The sequence below is a fragment of the Candidatus Leptofilum sp. genome (assembly GCF_965223525.1).
Classification (GTDB): Bacteria; Chloroflexota; Anaerolineae; order Promineifilales; family Promineifilaceae; genus Leptofilum.
Window position 1 is genome coordinate 1,251,876 of the sequence record NZ_OZ245005.1, and the last position, 17,551, is coordinate 1,269,426.

General features: G+C 50.9%; 14 protein-coding genes. 6 read left to right on the forward strand and 8 right to left on the reverse strand.

The window, feature by feature from the left end; genetic code table 11:
• Window positions 1-15: 15 nt before the first annotated feature.
• Both ACOQPM_RS22465 and ACOQPM_RS22470 read right to left on the reverse strand, forming a co-directional pair.
• Entirely contained in the window at window positions 16-1,932 is a 1,917-nt protein-coding gene (locus tag ACOQPM_RS22465; RefSeq protein WP_420630626.1) for a TolB family protein, read from the reverse strand.
• Between the two features lie 231 nt (window positions 1,933-2,163).
• On the reverse strand, window positions 2,164-3,885 hold the full coding sequence (locus tag ACOQPM_RS22470; protein WP_420630627.1) for a glutamine--tRNA ligase/YqeY domain fusion protein: 1,722 nt from the start codon (window positions 3,883-3,885) through the stop codon (window positions 2,164-2,166).
• A gap of 252 nt (window positions 3,886-4,137) precedes the next feature.
• Here ACOQPM_RS22470 and ACOQPM_RS22475 point away from each other — a divergent pair, with 252 nt between their 5' ends.
• From ACOQPM_RS22475 to ACOQPM_RS22490, 4 genes are all read left to right on the forward strand, one after another.
• Complete coding sequence (locus tag ACOQPM_RS22475; RefSeq protein WP_420630628.1) at window positions 4,138-4,851, forward strand: hypothetical protein; 714 nt, start codon at window positions 4,138-4,140, stop codon at window positions 4,849-4,851.
• Between the two features lie 18 nt (window positions 4,852-4,869).
• On the forward strand, window positions 4,870-5,022 hold the full coding sequence (locus tag ACOQPM_RS22480; RefSeq protein ID WP_420630629.1) for a hypothetical protein: 153 nt from the start codon (window positions 4,870-4,872) through the stop codon (window positions 5,020-5,022).
• 137 nt (window positions 5,023-5,159) lie between these two features.
• Window positions 5,160-5,516: a PadR family transcriptional regulator gene (locus ACOQPM_RS22485; RefSeq protein WP_420630630.1), complete on the forward strand. Its 357-nt coding sequence runs from the start codon at window positions 5,160-5,162 to the stop codon at window positions 5,514-5,516.
• Window positions 5,517-5,595: 79 nt separating this feature from the next.
• Window positions 5,596-6,588 carry a hypothetical protein gene (locus tag ACOQPM_RS22490; RefSeq protein WP_420630631.1) on the forward strand — a complete coding sequence of 331 codons (993 nt, stop codon included), beginning with the start codon at window positions 5,596-5,598 and terminating at the stop codon, window positions 6,586-6,588.
• 34 nt (window positions 6,589-6,622) lie between these two features.
• Here the strand turns inward: ACOQPM_RS22490 and ACOQPM_RS22495 are convergent, their stop codons facing one another.
• The 4 genes from ACOQPM_RS22495 to ACOQPM_RS22510 form a co-directional block, all read right to left on the reverse strand.
• Window positions 6,623-7,297 (reverse strand): DUF6483 family protein, encoded by a 675-nt coding sequence (locus ACOQPM_RS22495; RefSeq protein ID WP_420630632.1) that lies wholly within the window; start codon window positions 7,295-7,297, stop codon window positions 6,623-6,625.
• A 1-nt stretch (window position 7,298) separates the two neighbouring features.
• On the reverse strand, window positions 7,299-8,441 hold the full coding sequence (locus ACOQPM_RS22500; protein ID WP_420630633.1) for a flavin-containing monooxygenase: 1,143 nt from the start codon (window positions 8,439-8,441) through the stop codon (window positions 7,299-7,301).
• Window positions 8,442-8,534: 93 nt separating this feature from the next.
• Entirely contained in the window at window positions 8,535-9,365 is an 831-nt protein-coding gene (locus ACOQPM_RS22505; protein ID WP_420630634.1) for a GNAT family N-acetyltransferase, read from the reverse strand.
• Between the two features lie 93 nt (window positions 9,366-9,458).
• Window positions 9,459-12,044, reverse strand: a complete 2,586-nt coding sequence (locus ACOQPM_RS22510) for a LuxR C-terminal-related transcriptional regulator (RefSeq protein ID WP_420630635.1) — start codon at window positions 12,042-12,044, stop codon at window positions 9,459-9,461.
• A gap of 186 nt (window positions 12,045-12,230) precedes the next feature.
• Between ACOQPM_RS22510 and ACOQPM_RS22515 the strand changes: the two genes are divergently transcribed.
• Window positions 12,231-14,573, forward strand: coding sequence for an alpha-galactosidase (locus tag ACOQPM_RS22515; protein ID WP_420630636.1), 2,343 nt, complete (start codon window positions 12,231-12,233; stop codon window positions 14,571-14,573).
• A gap of 140 nt (window positions 14,574-14,713) precedes the next feature.
• Complete coding sequence (locus ACOQPM_RS22520; protein WP_420630637.1) at window positions 14,714-15,589, forward strand: hypothetical protein; 876 nt, start codon at window positions 14,714-14,716, stop codon at window positions 15,587-15,589.
• Between the two features lie 58 nt (window positions 15,590-15,647).
• Here the strand turns inward: ACOQPM_RS22520 and ACOQPM_RS22525 are convergent, their stop codons facing one another.
• Both ACOQPM_RS22525 and ACOQPM_RS22530 read right to left on the reverse strand, forming a co-directional pair.
• Window positions 15,648-16,664: an SAM-dependent methyltransferase gene (locus tag ACOQPM_RS22525; protein ID WP_420630638.1), complete on the reverse strand. Its 1,017-nt coding sequence runs from the start codon at window positions 16,662-16,664 to the stop codon at window positions 15,648-15,650.
• A complete protein-coding gene (locus tag ACOQPM_RS22530) occupies window positions 16,661-17,341 on the reverse strand; it encodes a histidine phosphatase family protein (protein ID WP_420630639.1) in 681 nt (226 codons plus the stop codon). Before ACOQPM_RS22530 ends, ACOQPM_RS22525 begins: the two co-directional genes overlap by 4 nt.
• Window positions 17,342-17,551 lie beyond the last annotated feature (210 nt).

The window sequence follows — 17,551 nt, forward strand, 5'->3', positions numbered from 1 at the left end:
GTTTTGCGTTGGCTATTAAGGTTTTATCCCAAGCAGATCATCCAGATGCACGCTTCCCGGAAAATCCCAGCCAGAAATTCCCAGGTTGGTAATTGACCCAGGATAGATTGGAATGTTTTGGGCGGCCAGATTGCTGTCAACCCAAACAGATGCCAATTGGTTATCCAAATCAATCCTGACCAAAATGTCATACCATGTATCCATCTGCGTGGCACAAACAAAGGTAAAAGCCTGGCCAGGTGCGGGGCCATAATTTATACGCATCGAATCGCCAAAGTAAATCTGGAACAGTTTATCCCAGCCCACGCCAGAGGTAGGACGTACCTCAATTTTAGCCATTGAAGGCACTATGCCCCCTGTAACCCGCACGCGGAAACTTAGCTCATGGATGCCTGTTGTTTGGCTAAGTACGCTTTTGTCTACAACAATCGTTTCCGATGAGCCTGCGTCAATTTCCAAAATATTTCCTGGAGAATCGGCAATGACAACGGGACTGCTGCGATCTGGTGCAGCCAATGACCAGCCGCTTTGGCCTGCCAAGGCTCCCAGCGTCAGCGCGTCAAAATCATCATCTTCCCAGACCACAGGCGTGCTGGTGGTTGTGCCTGATTTCACCACGATTGGTAAAAAGATTTGATGGCTCAAATTGATAGTGGGGTTTGTGGGGGAAGCCAACCAGATTTCCCCAGTGGTGGGCGCACAACTGTCGTGATAATTGGCTGAACTTTGGAAGGCGACCATCTCGCCATTGCCACTTAGGGCTGGTTGCAGATTGCTGCCGCCGCTTGCGGGACGATAAGTGATGCGTGAATAGGTATCGCTGGAAATATCATACAGCCACATCTCATAGCCCAATTCTGGAATGCCCTCGCCTAGAAAGTCGGAATCGCTGCGGAAGGCAATTTTGGTGCCATCGGCACTGATGCTGGGGTCTGTGCTGTCACGGCCGTTTGGTACGGCCGTTGTTATTCGCGTCAATGTTGCCGTTGTGGTGTCATACAGCCAGATTTCGCTTTGATTCGACGGGATACCTTCGTTGAGCAGATCGCTGTTGCTGGCAAAGACAATTTTAGTGCCATCGGCACTGACGCTTGGCTGCACGCTGTCTCGCAGATTATCGGTTGCGGTGGTGATGCGGGTAACGGTTAAGGTATTTGTGCTGTAGTACCATATCTCTTGCTGGTCGTCTAGAATGCCTTCACTTAGAAAATCTGCATCGCTGGAAAAAGCAATGATTGTTCCATCGGCGTTGATAGCAGGCTCAACGCTGTTTCTTAAAACATCTCCGGAGTTGGTAAGCCGGGTGGCTGTCATCGTCCCACTGTCGTACAGCCAAATCTCAAGGCCAGTAAATGTACCTGAAAATAAATCTGTATTGCTGCGAAAAGCAATCCGACTGCCATCTGAATTGATGCTGGGCTGATTAACTGCATTAGAAAAATCAGGCATTGTGGCAGCACGGGTTATGGTTTTGGAATTTGTGTCGTAAATCCAAACTTCAAAATTGCCATCCTGTGCCTGGTCGGTGACAAAGTTGTAGTCGCTGCTGAAGGCAATTTTATTGCCATCGGCACTGATACTAGGGTCAAAGGCTGCCCCTGGGGATTGGGAATAAGTAACGCGAGTTAATTCGTTGCTGGCAGCGTCGTACAGCCAGATTTCGCTACGCACGTCATGCCCTTCGTCAAGCAGGTCTGCCAAGCTTTCAAAGGCGACTTTGGTGCCATCAAAGCTAATGCTGGGGGCAGTACTGTTTTCGCTAGGAGATTGCCCATAGGTAATTCGGAACAGATTGTCATTTAACACACCAGTACCCAGCCCCGTACTGATGCTTGTTTCTGCCAGGGTGTGATTGAGTGAAAGGGAGAAAGTGATTGATAACACAAGACAAACGAGAATGACCCAAATACGACCTGCTTTTGACGCTTTCATAGCCAACCTCCTGGCAGATGCACAGATCAAAATCTGTACAATCTAATCAAAAAGTAGAGTGCAGATGATGCCGATTAGCCTGATTCGATCAGGTTAATTTGTATTCTGTTTTATCCGATTGGTTGCGATGTTGCTTGTGTTGAACCTTTATCTATTTTGACTTGGGTGTGGCTAAATTCGAGGTGACAGTCACTTTCCTGAAGTGACTGTCACCTATACCTACAAGGTTAGTCACGCCCTTTTGGCTTGGGTCTTTGCCCAAGAGTCACGCAAGGCCACGGTGAGGTTGAAGACGGGGTGGTCTTCGGTGCTGTCTGGGTCTTTGGCGTAGTAGCCCTGGCGCATGAATTGGTAGCTTGCGCCAACTTCGGCAAAGGCAAGGTTGGGTTCCACTTTGGCATTGTCCAGAATCTCTAGCGAGTTTGGGTTGATGTTGGCGGTAAAATCCTGGCCTTCTTCATCTACCTCTTCTGGGTTGGGGCGGTTGAACAGGGTGCTGTACTGGCGCAGTTCGGCGTTGAGCGCGTGCTTGGCACTGACCCAATGGATGGTGCCGCGCACTTTACGGCCGTTTGGCGAATTTCCCCCGCGCGATTCAGGATCATAGGTGCAGTGCAGTTCCACCACATTGCCGTCGGCATCCTTGATGGCCTCATTGCATGTGAGCAGGTACGCACCCAAAAAGCGGACTTCGCGCCCTTCGCTAAGTCGGTAAAACTTGCGGGGCGCGTTTTCCATGTAATCATCCCGCTCAATGAACAGCTCTCGGCTAAATGGCACCTGCCGCGTGGTGATGTTGCTCTTGTCTTGCGGGTAGACCGGCACGTCGAACCACTCCTCTTTATCTTCGGGGTAGTTGGTGACGATGACGCGCAACGGCCGTAACACAGCCATCGCTCTGGGTGCGTGCTGGTTGAGTTCGTCACGAACGGCCGCTTCCAGCATGGCTAAATCTACGGTGCGATTGTACCGTGCCATGCCTACACTATCCTGGAAGTTGCGGATGGCGGCAGGCGGGTAGCCACGTCGCCGCAAACCCACAATGGTTGGCATCCGAGGGTCGTCCCAGCCGTTGACGTGCCCTTCCTGCACCAGCCGAATGAGTTTGCGCTTGCTGGTGATGGTGTGGCTAATGCTGAGGCGGCCAAACTCAATCTGCTGCGGATGGTGGGCAATGTCAATCTGATCCAAAAACCAGTCGTAGAGTGGCCGATGGTTCACGTATTCCAACGAGCAAAGCGAATGGGTAATGCCTTCGAGGGCGTCCGATTGGCCATGTGCCCAGTCGTACATCGGGTAGATGCACCATTTGTCGCCGGTGCGCCAGTGCGGGGCTTTGAGAATGCGGTACATGACCGGGTCGCGCAGGTTGATGATGGGCGAACTCATGTCGATTTTGGCGCGCAAAACGCGGGAGCCTTCTTCAAATTCGCCATTTTTCATCCGCTCAAACAGATCGAGATTTTCTTCCACGCTGCGGTCACGGTACGGGCTGTTTTTGCCCGGCTCGGTGAGCGTGCCGCGATAGGCGCGCATCTCTTCCTGGCTCAGATCATCCACGTACGCTTTGCCTTCTTTGATGAGCTGAATAGCCCATTCGTAAAGCTGGTCGAAGTAGTCAGAGGCGTAGTAGAGGCGGTCTTCCCAGTCGTAGCCCAGCCATTGAATGTCATTCATGATGCCTTCGACATATTCGGTTTCTTCTTTGGTGGGATTGGTGTCGTCGAAGCGCAGGTTGAACAGGCCGCCAAATTGGGTGGCGATGCGGTAGTTGGTGTGGATGGCGTTGGCGTGGCCGATGTGCAGGTAGCCGTTGGGTTCAGGTGGGAAGCGAGTGTGGACTTTGGACTGGAAACGGCCGTTCTCTACATCCTCCCTAACCATCGTGCGTAAAAAATCGCTTGGGTTTTCACTCTCATTCGCCTCTGGGGCGGGATCAACTATTTTGGTCATGGTGCATTCCTTTGAATAAATAAATGATGCCGTGATCATAAGCCATTCAGGCCAGGATGCAAATCTATTCTAGGGTCGAAAGAGACAATTTGTTCTCCAAGAAATGATATTGTTTTGGAGGTGCTGTTTTGATATGATGCCAAGAGGTGGTCAGAATTGGGGTGATTTTTGTTAGATTTTCTGAGCAGGAATGGTGGAAGGAAATGGTCGATTTATTAGTGTGGTTATATTTTGAGGATATGAGTGAACGCTATGCTTATTGAATCTGCTAAGGTAATGCTTGCTACTTGTTGTGAAAGTGATCCACCCAGTCCTTTTACCAACAAGTTTCGATTTGAAATAATCTTCTATCGAGTTGTTGAGATGCAGATAGAGCAGTGTGAAGCATTAATTCACTTGCGAAAACTTGGGCTCTTCAGGCCAGCCTACGCCGTTCTTAGAAGTTTACTTGAAAACATGACAACTTTAGTATGGATTTCTAAAGATGTTAACCGCTATGGAAACCTATTTGAAAAAGGCAAACAGCCAAACATGCGTTCGAGACTCGAGCGAATAGGTTGGCAGGAAGAATATGAAAGAACATTCAGTTATCTTTCTGGTTTTGTGCATACAGCCATTGAACATGTCGAGGACTACAGAGATTATGCTCTAAGTGAAGGAGCACTTTTTCCAGAGATAGTCCCTGACGCTGAATACTACGCAATCCAGACCGATGAGGGTCAATTAGTGCCTTTGGCAATTAAACCAATGCCTCCTGAGAAAATTTCGTCACTTTATGCACCGTATTTAGAAGCAAAAACCTTCGATATCGCAATCTCTGGGCTTTGGAAATTGTATAAGGGTGTTGAAGGACAGGCCTCATGGTGGCCTTCAGATGATACACTTTCAACATTTAGCATGATTTGCCGAAACAATAAAGAGTTAGCAGGTAAAATGTTGTGGGAATCTCAGCCTCGTCTATTTTAGTGGCATCCTGGCCCTGGCGTGGTCTTCGGCCAGCGCAAAACCCTCTATCCGGTTGTGGTTGTGGTTGGTGTTTCGCCGTACCGCCTACTTTGCCAATGTGAAGACGGCCGTATGCCAGCAGCAACGGCCGTTTGCCCCGTCATTATAACGGACAGAAATTTGGCACGGTGAGGACACCGGCCACAGCACGACAACCTTTTTAGATTGATTGAGAAACGGCCGTTATCCGGCCTATTTTTTTGCCTAAAATCGTATGAAAAGTATTTGGGTTTTGACAATACTGTGTGACATACAGTATAATGCGACGCATGGCAAACAATAATCAAAAAGAAGCAGTTTACGACAAACTTTTGCTAGAGCTGCGGCGGGGCGTACTCATGCTGGCGGTACTTAGCCAGCTCAAGGATGAGCAGTACGGCTACTCGCTTAAGCAGTCGCTAGACGCACAGGGGATGGAAATTAACGAAGGCACCCTGTACCCGCTGCTGCGCCGCCTGGAAGGGCAAGGCTTGCTAGAAAGCGACTGGCTGGTGGTAGATGACGCTCGCCCGCGCCGCTACTACAAAATGAGCCAGGAAGGTGAAACGGTTTTTGCCAATCTCACCCAAGAGTGGCAAGCGCTGGTTGTTGTAATGAATGAATTACTGGGATTGAAAACGAAATGATTAGCCACAGAGGACACAGAGAGTTTAGAGATTTTCTCTTTTTCCTCTGTGATCTCTGTGGCAAAAATAGAGGTATCTGATGAATACAAATGAAATGATTGATCGCTATGTGAATGAAGTAGGTGGCAAATTGCCGCGCAAGATGCGCGTAGATATTGAAATGGAACTCCGTTCGCTGCTGCTGGACGCGCTGGAAGAACAGAGTGGGGGCGAACCGACGCCGAAGGAAACGGCCGCTTTCCTACAAGAATTTGGTCATCCAGAAACAATCGCCGCCCAATACCGCCCCGAAGAGGTACTCATTGGGGCAAAGCTGTTCCCCATTTACAAAATTGTGGTCACCGTGACGGTATCCATTATCGGCGTGCTGCATTTGCTATGGCTGGGGTTGGCTTTATGGCAAGGTGGCGGCGCTGAGTGGCTGAGCAAAGCGACAGAATTATTCTTTTCATTCGGCCGTTCTGCCATTTTGAATGCCGGCATCGTGACGCTGATCTTTGCCATTATTGAACGCGTGGCGGCAGATCAACTGACCTTGCCAGATAAAAACAATTATGAATGGGATCCGTTCTCACTGCCACCTGTCAAAGACCCAGATCGCATCAATCGCGGCGAGCTCATTGCCGGCATTTTCTTTGGCGCACTTTTCCTGATGTGGCTGAACGTCTTCCCCAACTGGCTGGGCGGAACCAACTTTGGCGAGGAAAACACGGGGATTTGGGTTTTGGTCACGGCCGAATTTATAGCGCTCATTCCCCTGTTTAGTGCGTCATTGCTCCTGGATTTACTGTTGAAAACGGCCGTTCTCATTCAAGGCCGCTGGAATCGCATCACCCGCTGGATTGAAGTGGGCACAAGCATCTTTGGCCTGTACGTAGCTTACCGCATTTACAGTTTGGAGCAGATTTCGACTGTGCCGTTCTTTACCACAATGGTGAAAATTGGCTTGGCCGTGGCACTCATTATCGGGGCGGTTGAGCTGCTGGGGAAATTGATACGGCTGGTGCTGGGACGGCCGTTTACGCCCCGCACCTTCATTTTTAATCCAAGTCGGCCTAATTGGGGAAGGTAACTGGAATTTGGACCTGTTTTGATGGAGTCGGCCGTTACCCCATGTTGTTATGCAAATTCTGGAGCTCAGCCAAACTCGCTTCTGCCTCTTCACGAGGCAGATTGCCTGCTAGCAAAAAGGCATCATTTTCGGCCAGGATAATTTGATAAAAGGTAATTCCCTGCTCAAGAATGTGGCCATCCTCCGGGGTTTGCTCCACCATCTCAAACAGAACGTTTTCAGCTTTGTCTAGCTGGCCTTGCTTGTGGTAGTAGCGCAGCAGTAGTTGGTTCAGATGGATGGGCAGATGATAAGGCGCCAGCACGGCAACCAACGCCTCAACCTCCGGCGCATACTCTGGCAGCGGCGTGCCATCATGGTCTAGCAGTGCCGCCAAAAGCAGCTCTAACGCACTGGCCAACGATTGAAAGCTCTCACTTTCTGCGCCCTGCTCTGCCTGAATTTCGCCAGCTTCTTGCAGCAGGGCGGCGGCGGCGATCAATTTGGCCTGCCGCATATCGGCCGCTTCGCCAAAAGCGATCTGCGTTAACGGTTCCCGGCCAAACAAGCGGGTAATGAGCAGGCCGTTTAGCCCAAACAGCGACTCCAATGACTCGTCAATCACAGTCAGAGCCGCATCATACCGTTTCTCGGCAGCGAGTCCGCTAATTTGCTGAATCACCTCCACCATAAACTCAACCTGCCGCATGATGTAATCTCGTCGGTACAAATCATTCTCCTTGTGCGGCGTGAATAATCTTGGCAATTTTTTGCGCTTCGATGCCAATTTCGCGCAGCATGCCGGTTGGGGAAACATAGAAACCGCAAAAGTAAAGGCCGCTTAGTTTAGCTTCTTCACCGCTGCGAAACGGCCGTCCCGCTTCATCCAGCGCACTACCAATGCCTTCACCAAACTTCTGCAGGTTCGGCTGGTAACCCGTCGCCAACACGACGGCGTCAAACGGCCGTGTTTGCCCATTTTCAAACGTCACGCCATCGGGGGTGAACTGTTGGATACCGGGCATCACCTGGATGGCGCCTTGTTTAATCAGTTTGATGGTGCCAATGTCTAGAAGGGGAATACGGCCGTCACGCGCAATCTGGCTATTGGGGCCGTAAGGCAGCTTCTTCAACCCATACTTGCTCAAGTCACCAATGGTTAGCTTCAGCAGCGGGGCGGCTAGCAGGTCAGCCACCACAGGTGGAAAAATGCTCAACAGAATGCCGATGGACAGGATGGGAATGCCAGCCAAGTCACGCGGCACCACGTTCACCGGGCTACGCACGGCAATAGTTGGCTTCGCGCCGTGTTCGTGCAAATCAATCGCAATCTCCCCGCCAGAATTCCCAAAGCCCACCACCAAAACGTCCTTGTTGGCAAAAGCTGACCCATTTTTGTAAGCAGAACTGTGCATTATTTCCCCACTGAACTGTTCCTGCCCCGGCCAGCTAGGCATGTATGGCTGATTGGTGTACCCCGTAGCCATCACCAGGCTCGGTGCCGCAAACTGATGCCCAAAGACGGTGGTTACCTGCCACAAACCATCTTTTTTGGCGATTTTGGTGGCTTCTTGCCCAAAAAGGGGCTGCAAATCGAAATGCTGGGCATACTTTTCCAGATAGGTGATAAGCTGCTGCCGGGAAGGGTAACGCGGCACATCCGCCGGAAATGTGAAGTGGGGCAGGGTGGAGTTGCGCTTGTCGGTGTGCAAATGAAGGCGGTCATAGTGTCTGCGCCAGGCCGCCCCCACTTTGTCTGCCCGTTCCAAAATGGTAACCGACGAAACCCCCTGCTGCTTCAGGCACGCTCCCACAGCCAACCCGGCAGCACTGGCACCAATAATGAGCACGTTTGCTGTTTCTGGATTGTCCATCTACTACCTCCAACTAGATGCGTGTTTGGCAACGATTTTAGCAAATCATTGAAAGATGGGAAGCAATCCATTGAAGGTAAGCGGGGCAACCAGTTATTTGTTTAAAAATCGTTTTACCTTTTGCAAATGGTGGCGTAAATGAACCAAAAATTTTGAATTGGTGAATACGTGCATTTTGTACGTGCCTTGCGGCGTGTACCCTAATTTTTGGGCAAACTTTGCTGAAATTTCGGTTGCTGCGTCCCAGCTCGGGTCTAGGTTGTTTTCTAGGCAATGAACAATGAGATGGGCGGCAACGGCCGTTGCCAACCCTCTTCCTCGATACTTCTTTCTGGTATCAATTTGAATCTCGATACCCTGATCACAAACAGCGAAGCTTGACGCTACAGCCGCAATGCTATTCCCTTCAAGGGCACAAAACCCAACGCCGCGTTCCACAAAATCTTCAGGCGATTTAAACATTTCGCCATGGATGCTGGCAAAGCTATTTTTTTTCTTTCTGAACTGTTTAGCCAAGCTCAGATCAACTTTTTCAATGCGAAATCCATTGGGTAGCACCGTTTTCATCTGGCGAACCCTTTCAGTGTCTAACTGCTCAGATGAAAATGCAAACCGGTCTAAAACAATCCACTTACCTGGATGAACTTCCTCCGCCAACGCCACAAAATCATCTGAATCAAAAATGAGCTTGGCAAATTTTGTTAGGCTTTCTATGTACGTTCGCGCCAGCGGATGACGCGCATTGCCAGCGACAAGGGCGAAGTTCAGTTCTGGCATCTCCAGCACGGCGAATGATCGGTCTGTTTCATCTGCAATGACCCGCCCCATTTCTCCAGCTAAAATGGCGTGTGACACGCACCCGCCTACATGCCCCGTAAACAAATCTGCAATATCTTCATTTCTTTTTGTCTGAAAATTTTCCATTTTTTACGCTCCCATTTTTTGTTTCGTAGTTTAGTGGCTTTGGGCGTGAGAGGGATCGCCGATAGGGGGGATTAGAGGGGGTGAAATGGTTGTTCAGATTAGATTAAGCTCATGGGCGCGGGCAATGGCTTGGGTGCGGGTGTTGGCGTTTAGCTTGGTGTTGATATTTTTAATGTGGCTGCGAACCGTGTGGGGGCTGAGGACAAGCTCGGAAGCGATAGCATTGTTAGAAAGCCCGGCGGCGATGGCTGCCAGCAGGCGTTGGCAAAATGTGGGCTGAATGTTCTGGCTTAGCACATCGGTGAGAAGGGTCTCTATCACTGCTCCTCCCACAACAAATGGACGAATATGGTTATTTGGTTCAGCCCAGCGTACGGCTTGGATTACCTGCTCTTGTGCCTCTTTGGTTTTGCCTTGCTGATGGTATGCCCGTGCCAAAAGTAGTGCGTAGGGAATGGGCTGTTGTTCGTAGCGAACGGCCGTATCCAGCATAAAACGGAGCAAATCAATCACTATATCTTCCGGTTTACTCTGGTTTAATAACTGCACCTGCACCCAAAGGTGATACCGATGGAACTCTGTCACCTCAGGACGATCGTTTGCAGAGAGGCCAGCGGCAGCCGCCCACCGCTGCACCGATGGCAAATCATTTGTCACCAGTGCCATCCGCGCCAACGACGCATCCAGATGCAGCTTACTCTGGGGATCATCCACGCGACGGGCAAACTGCTTTAGTTTTTCAAGCGCTTGCTGGCTTCCTTTTTTGTCCCCTTGTTGCTGGCAAAGCAAGATTTGTAACTGGTAAGCGTGAAGCAAAATATCGCCGTTATTGCTTTGTTCACCTTGCGTCAGCGCCTGCTTTAAATATTTCTTGGCTCTGTCTAGCTCATTCCATTGGTAATATGTTTGGCATAAACCTAGTTGAATCAGCCCACTGGCGGCAAAGGAACGTTCTTGCTCATCCGCCAATGCCAAGGCGTCTTCGTAAAGATGTGACGCTTGGAATAGTTGCCCCTGCGCGGATAGCAGTTCTGCTTTCATAAAGAGACCCAGCAAGCGAATTTGGACGTCGTCAAATAGGCTGGCTGCTTGCAAGAGCTGCGCGATGGTGGTGTGTGCGGCCGCTAAATCGCCCAGGCGATGGTGAATGTGGGTCACGTTAATCAAAATAACGGCCCGCAAAAAATAATGATCCTGTTCAGAAAGGAGTGCCAGCGCTTGTTGTGAAAGTTGGATCGTTTGGGCATGTTGGCCTTCAGCCCGACTGATAAAGGCGCGTGTCGCCAAAATCATGCCCTGAATTTCATCTGGAGGATGGGTGTTTCGCACCAAATTTTCGACCCTGGTGAGATAAGTGACTGCCCGATTAAATTGCAATTCCTCAAAGGCGTGCCATGCCTGAACTAGGCACAACTTTGCCCGACTTTTGGTTATCGATGACGGAAACTGCTTTAGCCATCGTTTCAGCGTGGCAATTTCACCTTGTCCCCAAAGAATGCGAGCGGCATGTTGCTCTATAAGCTGTGCAGTCCGCGCAAACGCTTGAGCCGCAAAGGCATGCTCAATGGCTTCGTGGATTTGGCTGTGGGTTTCATGCCATTGGCTGGCGCGAAGATGAGCCTCATCTACCGCAGCACCCTTTTCTTCTTTAAAGCGATTTTGCAGAAAGTGGGCAAAGAGGTGGTGATAACGATATTCATGCCGCTCATGATCCAGAGGAACGGTGAAGAGATTTTTCTGCTCAAGCTGGATCAGAATTTGCTTGCTGTCTTGCCTTCCGGTGATTGCTTGGCAAAGGGATGCGTTAAGGCGAGGGGCAATGGAAGTTTGGAGTAAAAAATCTACCAAGTGCTCTGGCTGATGTTGCAGCACTTCTTCAAGTAAATAATCGAGAATGTGATGGTGGGTGCCGCTGAATTGCTGAATAAAGTGGCCTTTGTCTTTTTCTTCTTGCAAAGAGAGGGCGGCCAACTGGAGGCTGGCAATCCAGCCTTCGGTTCGCTCGGTAAGTGTTTGCAAATCGGCCGTTTTTAACTGTACCCCCATTTGTTTGAAGAAAACGGCCGTTTCCCGACCACTGAACCGCAAATCCCCTTGCCGAATTTCAACCAACTGTTGCCGAGTGCGTAGCCGTGCCAACCCTAACGGGGGATCTACGCGACTAATTAGAAAGAGGTTCATCGTTTTTGGAAGGTGATCCAATAAAAATTGCACACATTTATGAACAGCGGGGGAGATGATTAAATGGTAATCATCCAAAATAAGTGCTACTTGCGTAGCAGTTTCTGCTAGGCTGTTAATGAGCGGGATAATAGCTGCTTCAATGCTGGTTGATAGGAGTGGGTTTTGTGCTGAGAGGTAGGTAGCCTCAGGCAAATCAGTCGGCCAAGCGCGCTGTAAAGCTGCCTTCAGATACATCAGGAACCGGTTGAGATCGTTGTCTCCATCATCTAACGATAGCCATCCGATTGCCCGATTACTGTCAGCATCCTGCTGCTTTAGCCAGTCCGAGATAAGCGTGGTTTTCCCAAAGCCCGCAGGGGCAGACACAATTGTAAGGTGGCGTTGCCAGCTCTGATTGAGTTGCTTGATGAGGCGGGGGCGAGAAACAATATTTGGGCGGGGAGGTGGAGGAATAAGTTTTGTTTGGATGATTGTGTGCCAAGCTAGGTTATCCATTGTCATATGCACTACGCAATGCTGGTTTGGAGCCAACGATTCGTTTATCTTCTCTATTTGCTTGCATCGTTGACTTATTTTAGCAAACTTTGGCAGGCAGCAGAGAATAAAGAAGGAGCGACTTGAATAAGTCACTCTTTGAAAGCAATTTGGTAATATTGAGCCAAAAACGGCAAGGACAAGTTAATGATTCACTTTAATGCTGATACCCAAACGTTTAACCTGATTTTGCATAGCAGCATTTACGCCATACAGGTGGATGCCAAAGGTCGGCTACTCCATTTGGCTTGGGGGCCGCGCCCAGTTGACGCAGATGGGGTGCTTTTTGGCAAGCTACGCCCTGCACCCTCTAATCATGCTTCCTTTGAGTTCCAAGCCCGCCGGGATGAGATTATTACCTTTGGCGACACGACCAATCACGAAGTGACGCTCAAAGCCAGCTTTGCCACCCTGCCAGACCCATTGCCCACTGGCGACGCGCCCCATCTGCCTATTCGGGACGTGCGGCTGCGTTACGTCTCGTATGAAATCGTGACAGACGCCCAGCCGGGCTTTGCCCAGACACATGGTCTGCCAACAGTCAACAGCCAGCCGCGTGAAACGCTCCGCATCAAGCTGGCAGACCCGGTGCAGCCGCTAACGGCGACGCTTTGCTACCGACTCACCCCGGCGCAAGATATCATCGAGCGTTGGCTGGAGCTGGAAAATACGGGCGACGAACCCATCGAAATTGAGCAGCTCTTTTTTGCTACGCTGCACCTGCCCAATGGCACCGCCGAACTCACTAGCGTCTCTGGCGCGTGGGCGCAAGAGTTCCAGACGCAGCGGGAGCAACTGCCCATTGGTCGCCGCGTCATCGAGCACCGTAGTGTGCAGACGGGGCACGCCGCCAATCCATTTTTCCTACTAAACCGTCCAGGGCAGGCGTGGGAGGAGCACGGTACGGTTTATTTTGGCGCGTTGGCCTACAGCGGCCGTTGGCAGCTCGGCTTTGAGCAGTTACCTAGCACCGACGTGCGCGTGCATGGCGGCTACCATCCCGCCGACTTTGGCCTGACGTTGGCGGCGGGAGCGCAGCACAAAACCCCGACATTTGTCTGCGGCGTCTGTGCAGAAGGGTGGGGCGGGGCGAGTCGTCGGCTGCACGCATTTACGAGGGAGCGCATTCTTCCAGTGGCTGTGGCCGACATCGGCGCAAGTTGCGCTGCCGCGCCAACAGAGCTGCAAGAGAAGGCGACGTCGCTAAGCGAAGGAGCTGATTCGATGCAAGAAGGTGGCACGGTCAGGAGACCGGCCACAGCGAGTGAATTTCGGCCGATTCTCTACAACTCCTGGGAAGCCACCTACTTTGGCATCACGGAGCAGAACCAGATTGAGCTAGCGCAGAAGGCAGCGGCCATCGGCGTAGAGCTGTTTTGCCTGGACGATGGTTGGTTTGGTGGTCGCCGTTTCGACGTGGCCGGGCTGGGTGACTGGACTGTGAGTCCAGATGTGTTCCCCAACGGTCTAGAGCCACTCATTGCGGAAGTGAATCGGCTTGGGATGGATTTTGGGTTGTGGGTAGAGCCGGAAATGGTGAATCCTGATTCTGACCTTTACCGGGCGCATCCAGAGTGGGTGCTACACTTTCCCGGACGGCCGCGTACCGAAGCCCGCTGCCAGCTCATTCTGGATTTTGGCCGCGAAGAGGTAGTTGCGTACATTTTTAACGCACTGGACAGCCTGCTGGCGCAGTACAACATTGCTTTCATCAAGTGGGATATGAACCGCAACGTCAGCGAACCTGGCTCGGTGGCGGGTAAAGCAATTTGGCAAGCCCACGTAGCAGGGGTGTATGGCATCATTGACCGACTGCGAGCTAAATACCTGCACCTGACGATTGAAAGCTGCGCTGGCGGCGGTGGGCGGGTTGATTTAGGCATTTTGGGACGCACCGACCAGGTGTGGCCGAGCGACAACACCGATGCGCTGGATCGCGTTCGTATTCAGGAGGGGTTTAGCTTAGCGTACCCGGCGCGGGTGATGACCGCTTGGGTGACGCACGAGAAAAACCACCAGACAGGCCGCTTCCATGAGCTGAGTACGCGTTTTGATGTGGCGATGCGGGGGGCGTTGGGCATCGGGGCTAGTTTGAACGGGCTGGGTGAGGCGGAATTGAAAACGTACGCATCGTACATTGCGTTTTACAAGCGGATTCGCCACATTGTGCAGGGTGGCGATTTGTACCGGCTGGAGCGGCTGGAAGAGGCGGGGGCTTCTACTATTTTGTATGTGCTGCCGGACGGGAGCGAGGTGGTTTACTCGGTGGTGGTGCACAGCCATAAGCTGGGCCAGTTCCGGCGCATGGTGCCGCTGCGGGGGCTGATCCCGTCGGCCACGTACGAGGTGTTGGATCGCTTTGAGAAGGTGCGCCTGACGGCCGTTGGGTATGAGCTAATGGTGCAGGGAATTCCGGGGGATGAAGACGGCCGTTCGGGCCACAGTCGTACACTTCACATCAAGCAAAAAAAATTAGAGAAAAGCCGATGAAGCGAACTGAAAAACTAAAGTTATTTTCGAGTAAGTTGATTCTGCTTGCTCTTCTTTTTTCAATAACATCATGTTCGGAGGGTGGCGACGCCAAAATCGCATTCACATCTAACCGAGATGGGAATTGGGAGATTTATTTGATGAACACAGATGGAACGAATGTTGTTAATCTGAGTAACAACAATTCAGTTTCTGACACTAGCCCACAATGGTCTCCTGACGGCACTAAACTAGCTTTTACATCAAATGGAGACGTTTTAATCGCAAATCTTGACGGGGAAATCATCGGTGAATTTTCGCCACCAAATAACATTACCAGTAACCCTTCATGGTCACCCCAAGATGATCAAATTGCGATTAACTCGACGTTCAACGGAAGTTTTGAGATTTATTTGATGGATTATGATGGTGAAAACCTTGTTCAGTTGACTGACGAAGCAACAAAAGATAATTCATGTCCAACTTGGTCTCCTAACGGTGAATTAATTACCTTTGCTAGCCATGCCGAGATGAGTTCAGGTTTTGCTTTACATTTAATGAACTCTGATGGTTCAAACATCTCCTCTCCACTTTATTCGTGGGCAGGAACCTCAGCGGAATGTCCTTTGATTGATTGGTCTCCTGATGGAAAAAGAATTGCAACGATTTCCAGAAATTTATTGATTCTGGAAGGTAGCCAATTTAGAGAAATAAGAACGGTGATGGAATGTGCCACCGGTTATCCAGATTGGTCACCTGATGGCAATAGAATTGTTTTTGCTGCTGACCAATGCACCAACGATTTGACTCAAGGTGAAATATTTGTGATTGACGTTGACGGAACCAATTTACAAAGATTGACCAACAATTCCCACGGGGATTACCGTCCTGTTTGGTCGCCCGATGGACAACAAATTTTGTTTGTTTCGCTACGTGATGGAAATCGTGAAATTTACATCATGAATTCAGATGGCTCAGAACAGATTAATTTAACAAAGAATTCAGCAGAAGATGACAGGCCTGTTTTTCAACCTTGAAAAAACAAAGAGGTTGTAAGATTTGCAGTGCTTCTTTGCGTTCTTTGCATTGAAAAAGTTAGCCAGATTTTGGTGTTAGATAAACCGTCACTTCGCTGCGGTTGTGGAAAAGTTGACGGGCTCCGGCAATGGTGAATTTTTGTCGCAGGATGTTGAGGCCGTGATCCAGGGCGGATTCGTACCCTTTTTCGGGCAGTTTGAGGGTGATGATGGCCATGCCGTAGGGGTAGAGGTAACGGCCGTATTCCCCCATCAATCGCGCCGAATCCCGTGCATCCAGCCGCATGTCGTTGACAATGATGTCGTAGGTGTCGGGGTAATCTTCTAAATATTCCTCGGCGGTAAGGCGTAGGTGGCGGACGGCTTTGTCTTTTTGCAGGGTGGGGTGGAGCCAGGCGGGATCAACGGCCGTTACATACTGTTCTTTTTGCCGCAATACTCGCGTCCAACCGCCGGGGGCCGCGCCCAAATCGAGTGCACGGCCACGTGGGGGCAGATCAATCTTGAAAATTTCTAATGCCTCCAGCAGCTTAAACTCGGCGCGGCTAATTTGCCCTTTTTCGCGGGCGAAGCGGCGCACGCCACCGGCCCAATCGGACAAATTATTCACCGCCAGCGACAAACCGATGTAGGCCGAATCGCCAGCCAACACAACCGACAAGATTTGGAACGGCCGTCGCACGTCCAGCGGCGCGCCAGAGGCAGCAGCTAGCCCCTCAGAGAGCGGTTTGTTGATGTCGAATGGCTTGATGGGAAGTTTGCCGAGAATGCGGGTTTGGACGGAAAAGGGCCACTCTGGTTCGAGCAGGTGGGTGAAGGTGGTTACGGCCGTTTCTACCACATCATCCAATCCATCTGCTAGCGAAAAAATGGTTTGCACAGGGCAAATGTGCCGCACAAAGATGGGAGGATTTTGTCGCCACAGTTCTGCCAGCGCAAAAAAGTCCCCCGACGCCTGGACTGACCAGATGCCAGGAGCCAGTTCATCCACAATTTGTCCGTTTGCTTTTTTGAGTTCTGCTACAGCCGCAGAAGCAAAGTGGGGATCGGCCGTAGCGATGAGAGAGGGCGTCATGCGTCCTCGCGGGGGCTTTCTGGGCCACGCCCGTCGGTGTGCAGCTGCACATCTACCAAATGCTCCACGCGGCTTTGGTAATACAGTCGCCACGTTTCGCGGGAGGGATGTTCGACATATTCAAAGTGGGTGATGCCTGTGTTTTTGCTCCACACTTCGCACCGTCGCCAGGGGCCAACGTTAAACATGTGGTCAAATGCCAGCTCGATGACGCCGCCATGACAAACAGCCACGACGGTTTCTTCGCGATGTTTTTCCAACATTTCTTCAATAAATTGGCCGATGCGAATGCGAAAGTGCATCATGGATTCACCGTTGGGGCGTTTGGGGGTGATGGTGGAAAACGGCCGTTCGCTGCCCCAAAATGTGCCGTACTCAGGCAAATCATCGCTGGGCCAGGGGGTATGATCTAGTCGGTTATTGCCAATTTCCCGAATGCGGTCGTCGTTGATGATGGGGACGTTGTAGGCGGCTGAGATGGGAGCGGCCGTTTCTTGGGCGCGTTTCATCGTGCTGGCGTACAGCGCATCAATTTTTCTGATTTCTCGTGGTAGCCAGCGTCCCAGGGCGTCTGCCTGGGCCTGCCCCAGATTGGTGAGTCCTTCGTCAGAGTTCCCCCCTTTCCAATCGTGGAGGTTGACATAACTTTGACCGTGACGAATCATGTAGAGGTGCATATTGATAAATTCCTTCTTGTAAAAATGTTCGTGAATTATGCCACAACATGCTCGTTTGCCGTAGCGTTAAGAAAAAGAAATTTGGATGTGGATGGGCAGGGCTTGCTTATTTGTCAATGGTTAGACGGCCGTAATCCACCCATAGACATTCCTGTAATAATCATTATGATTACCTACAAACATAAAGCAGTTTGTGGTTCCAAAAGACTA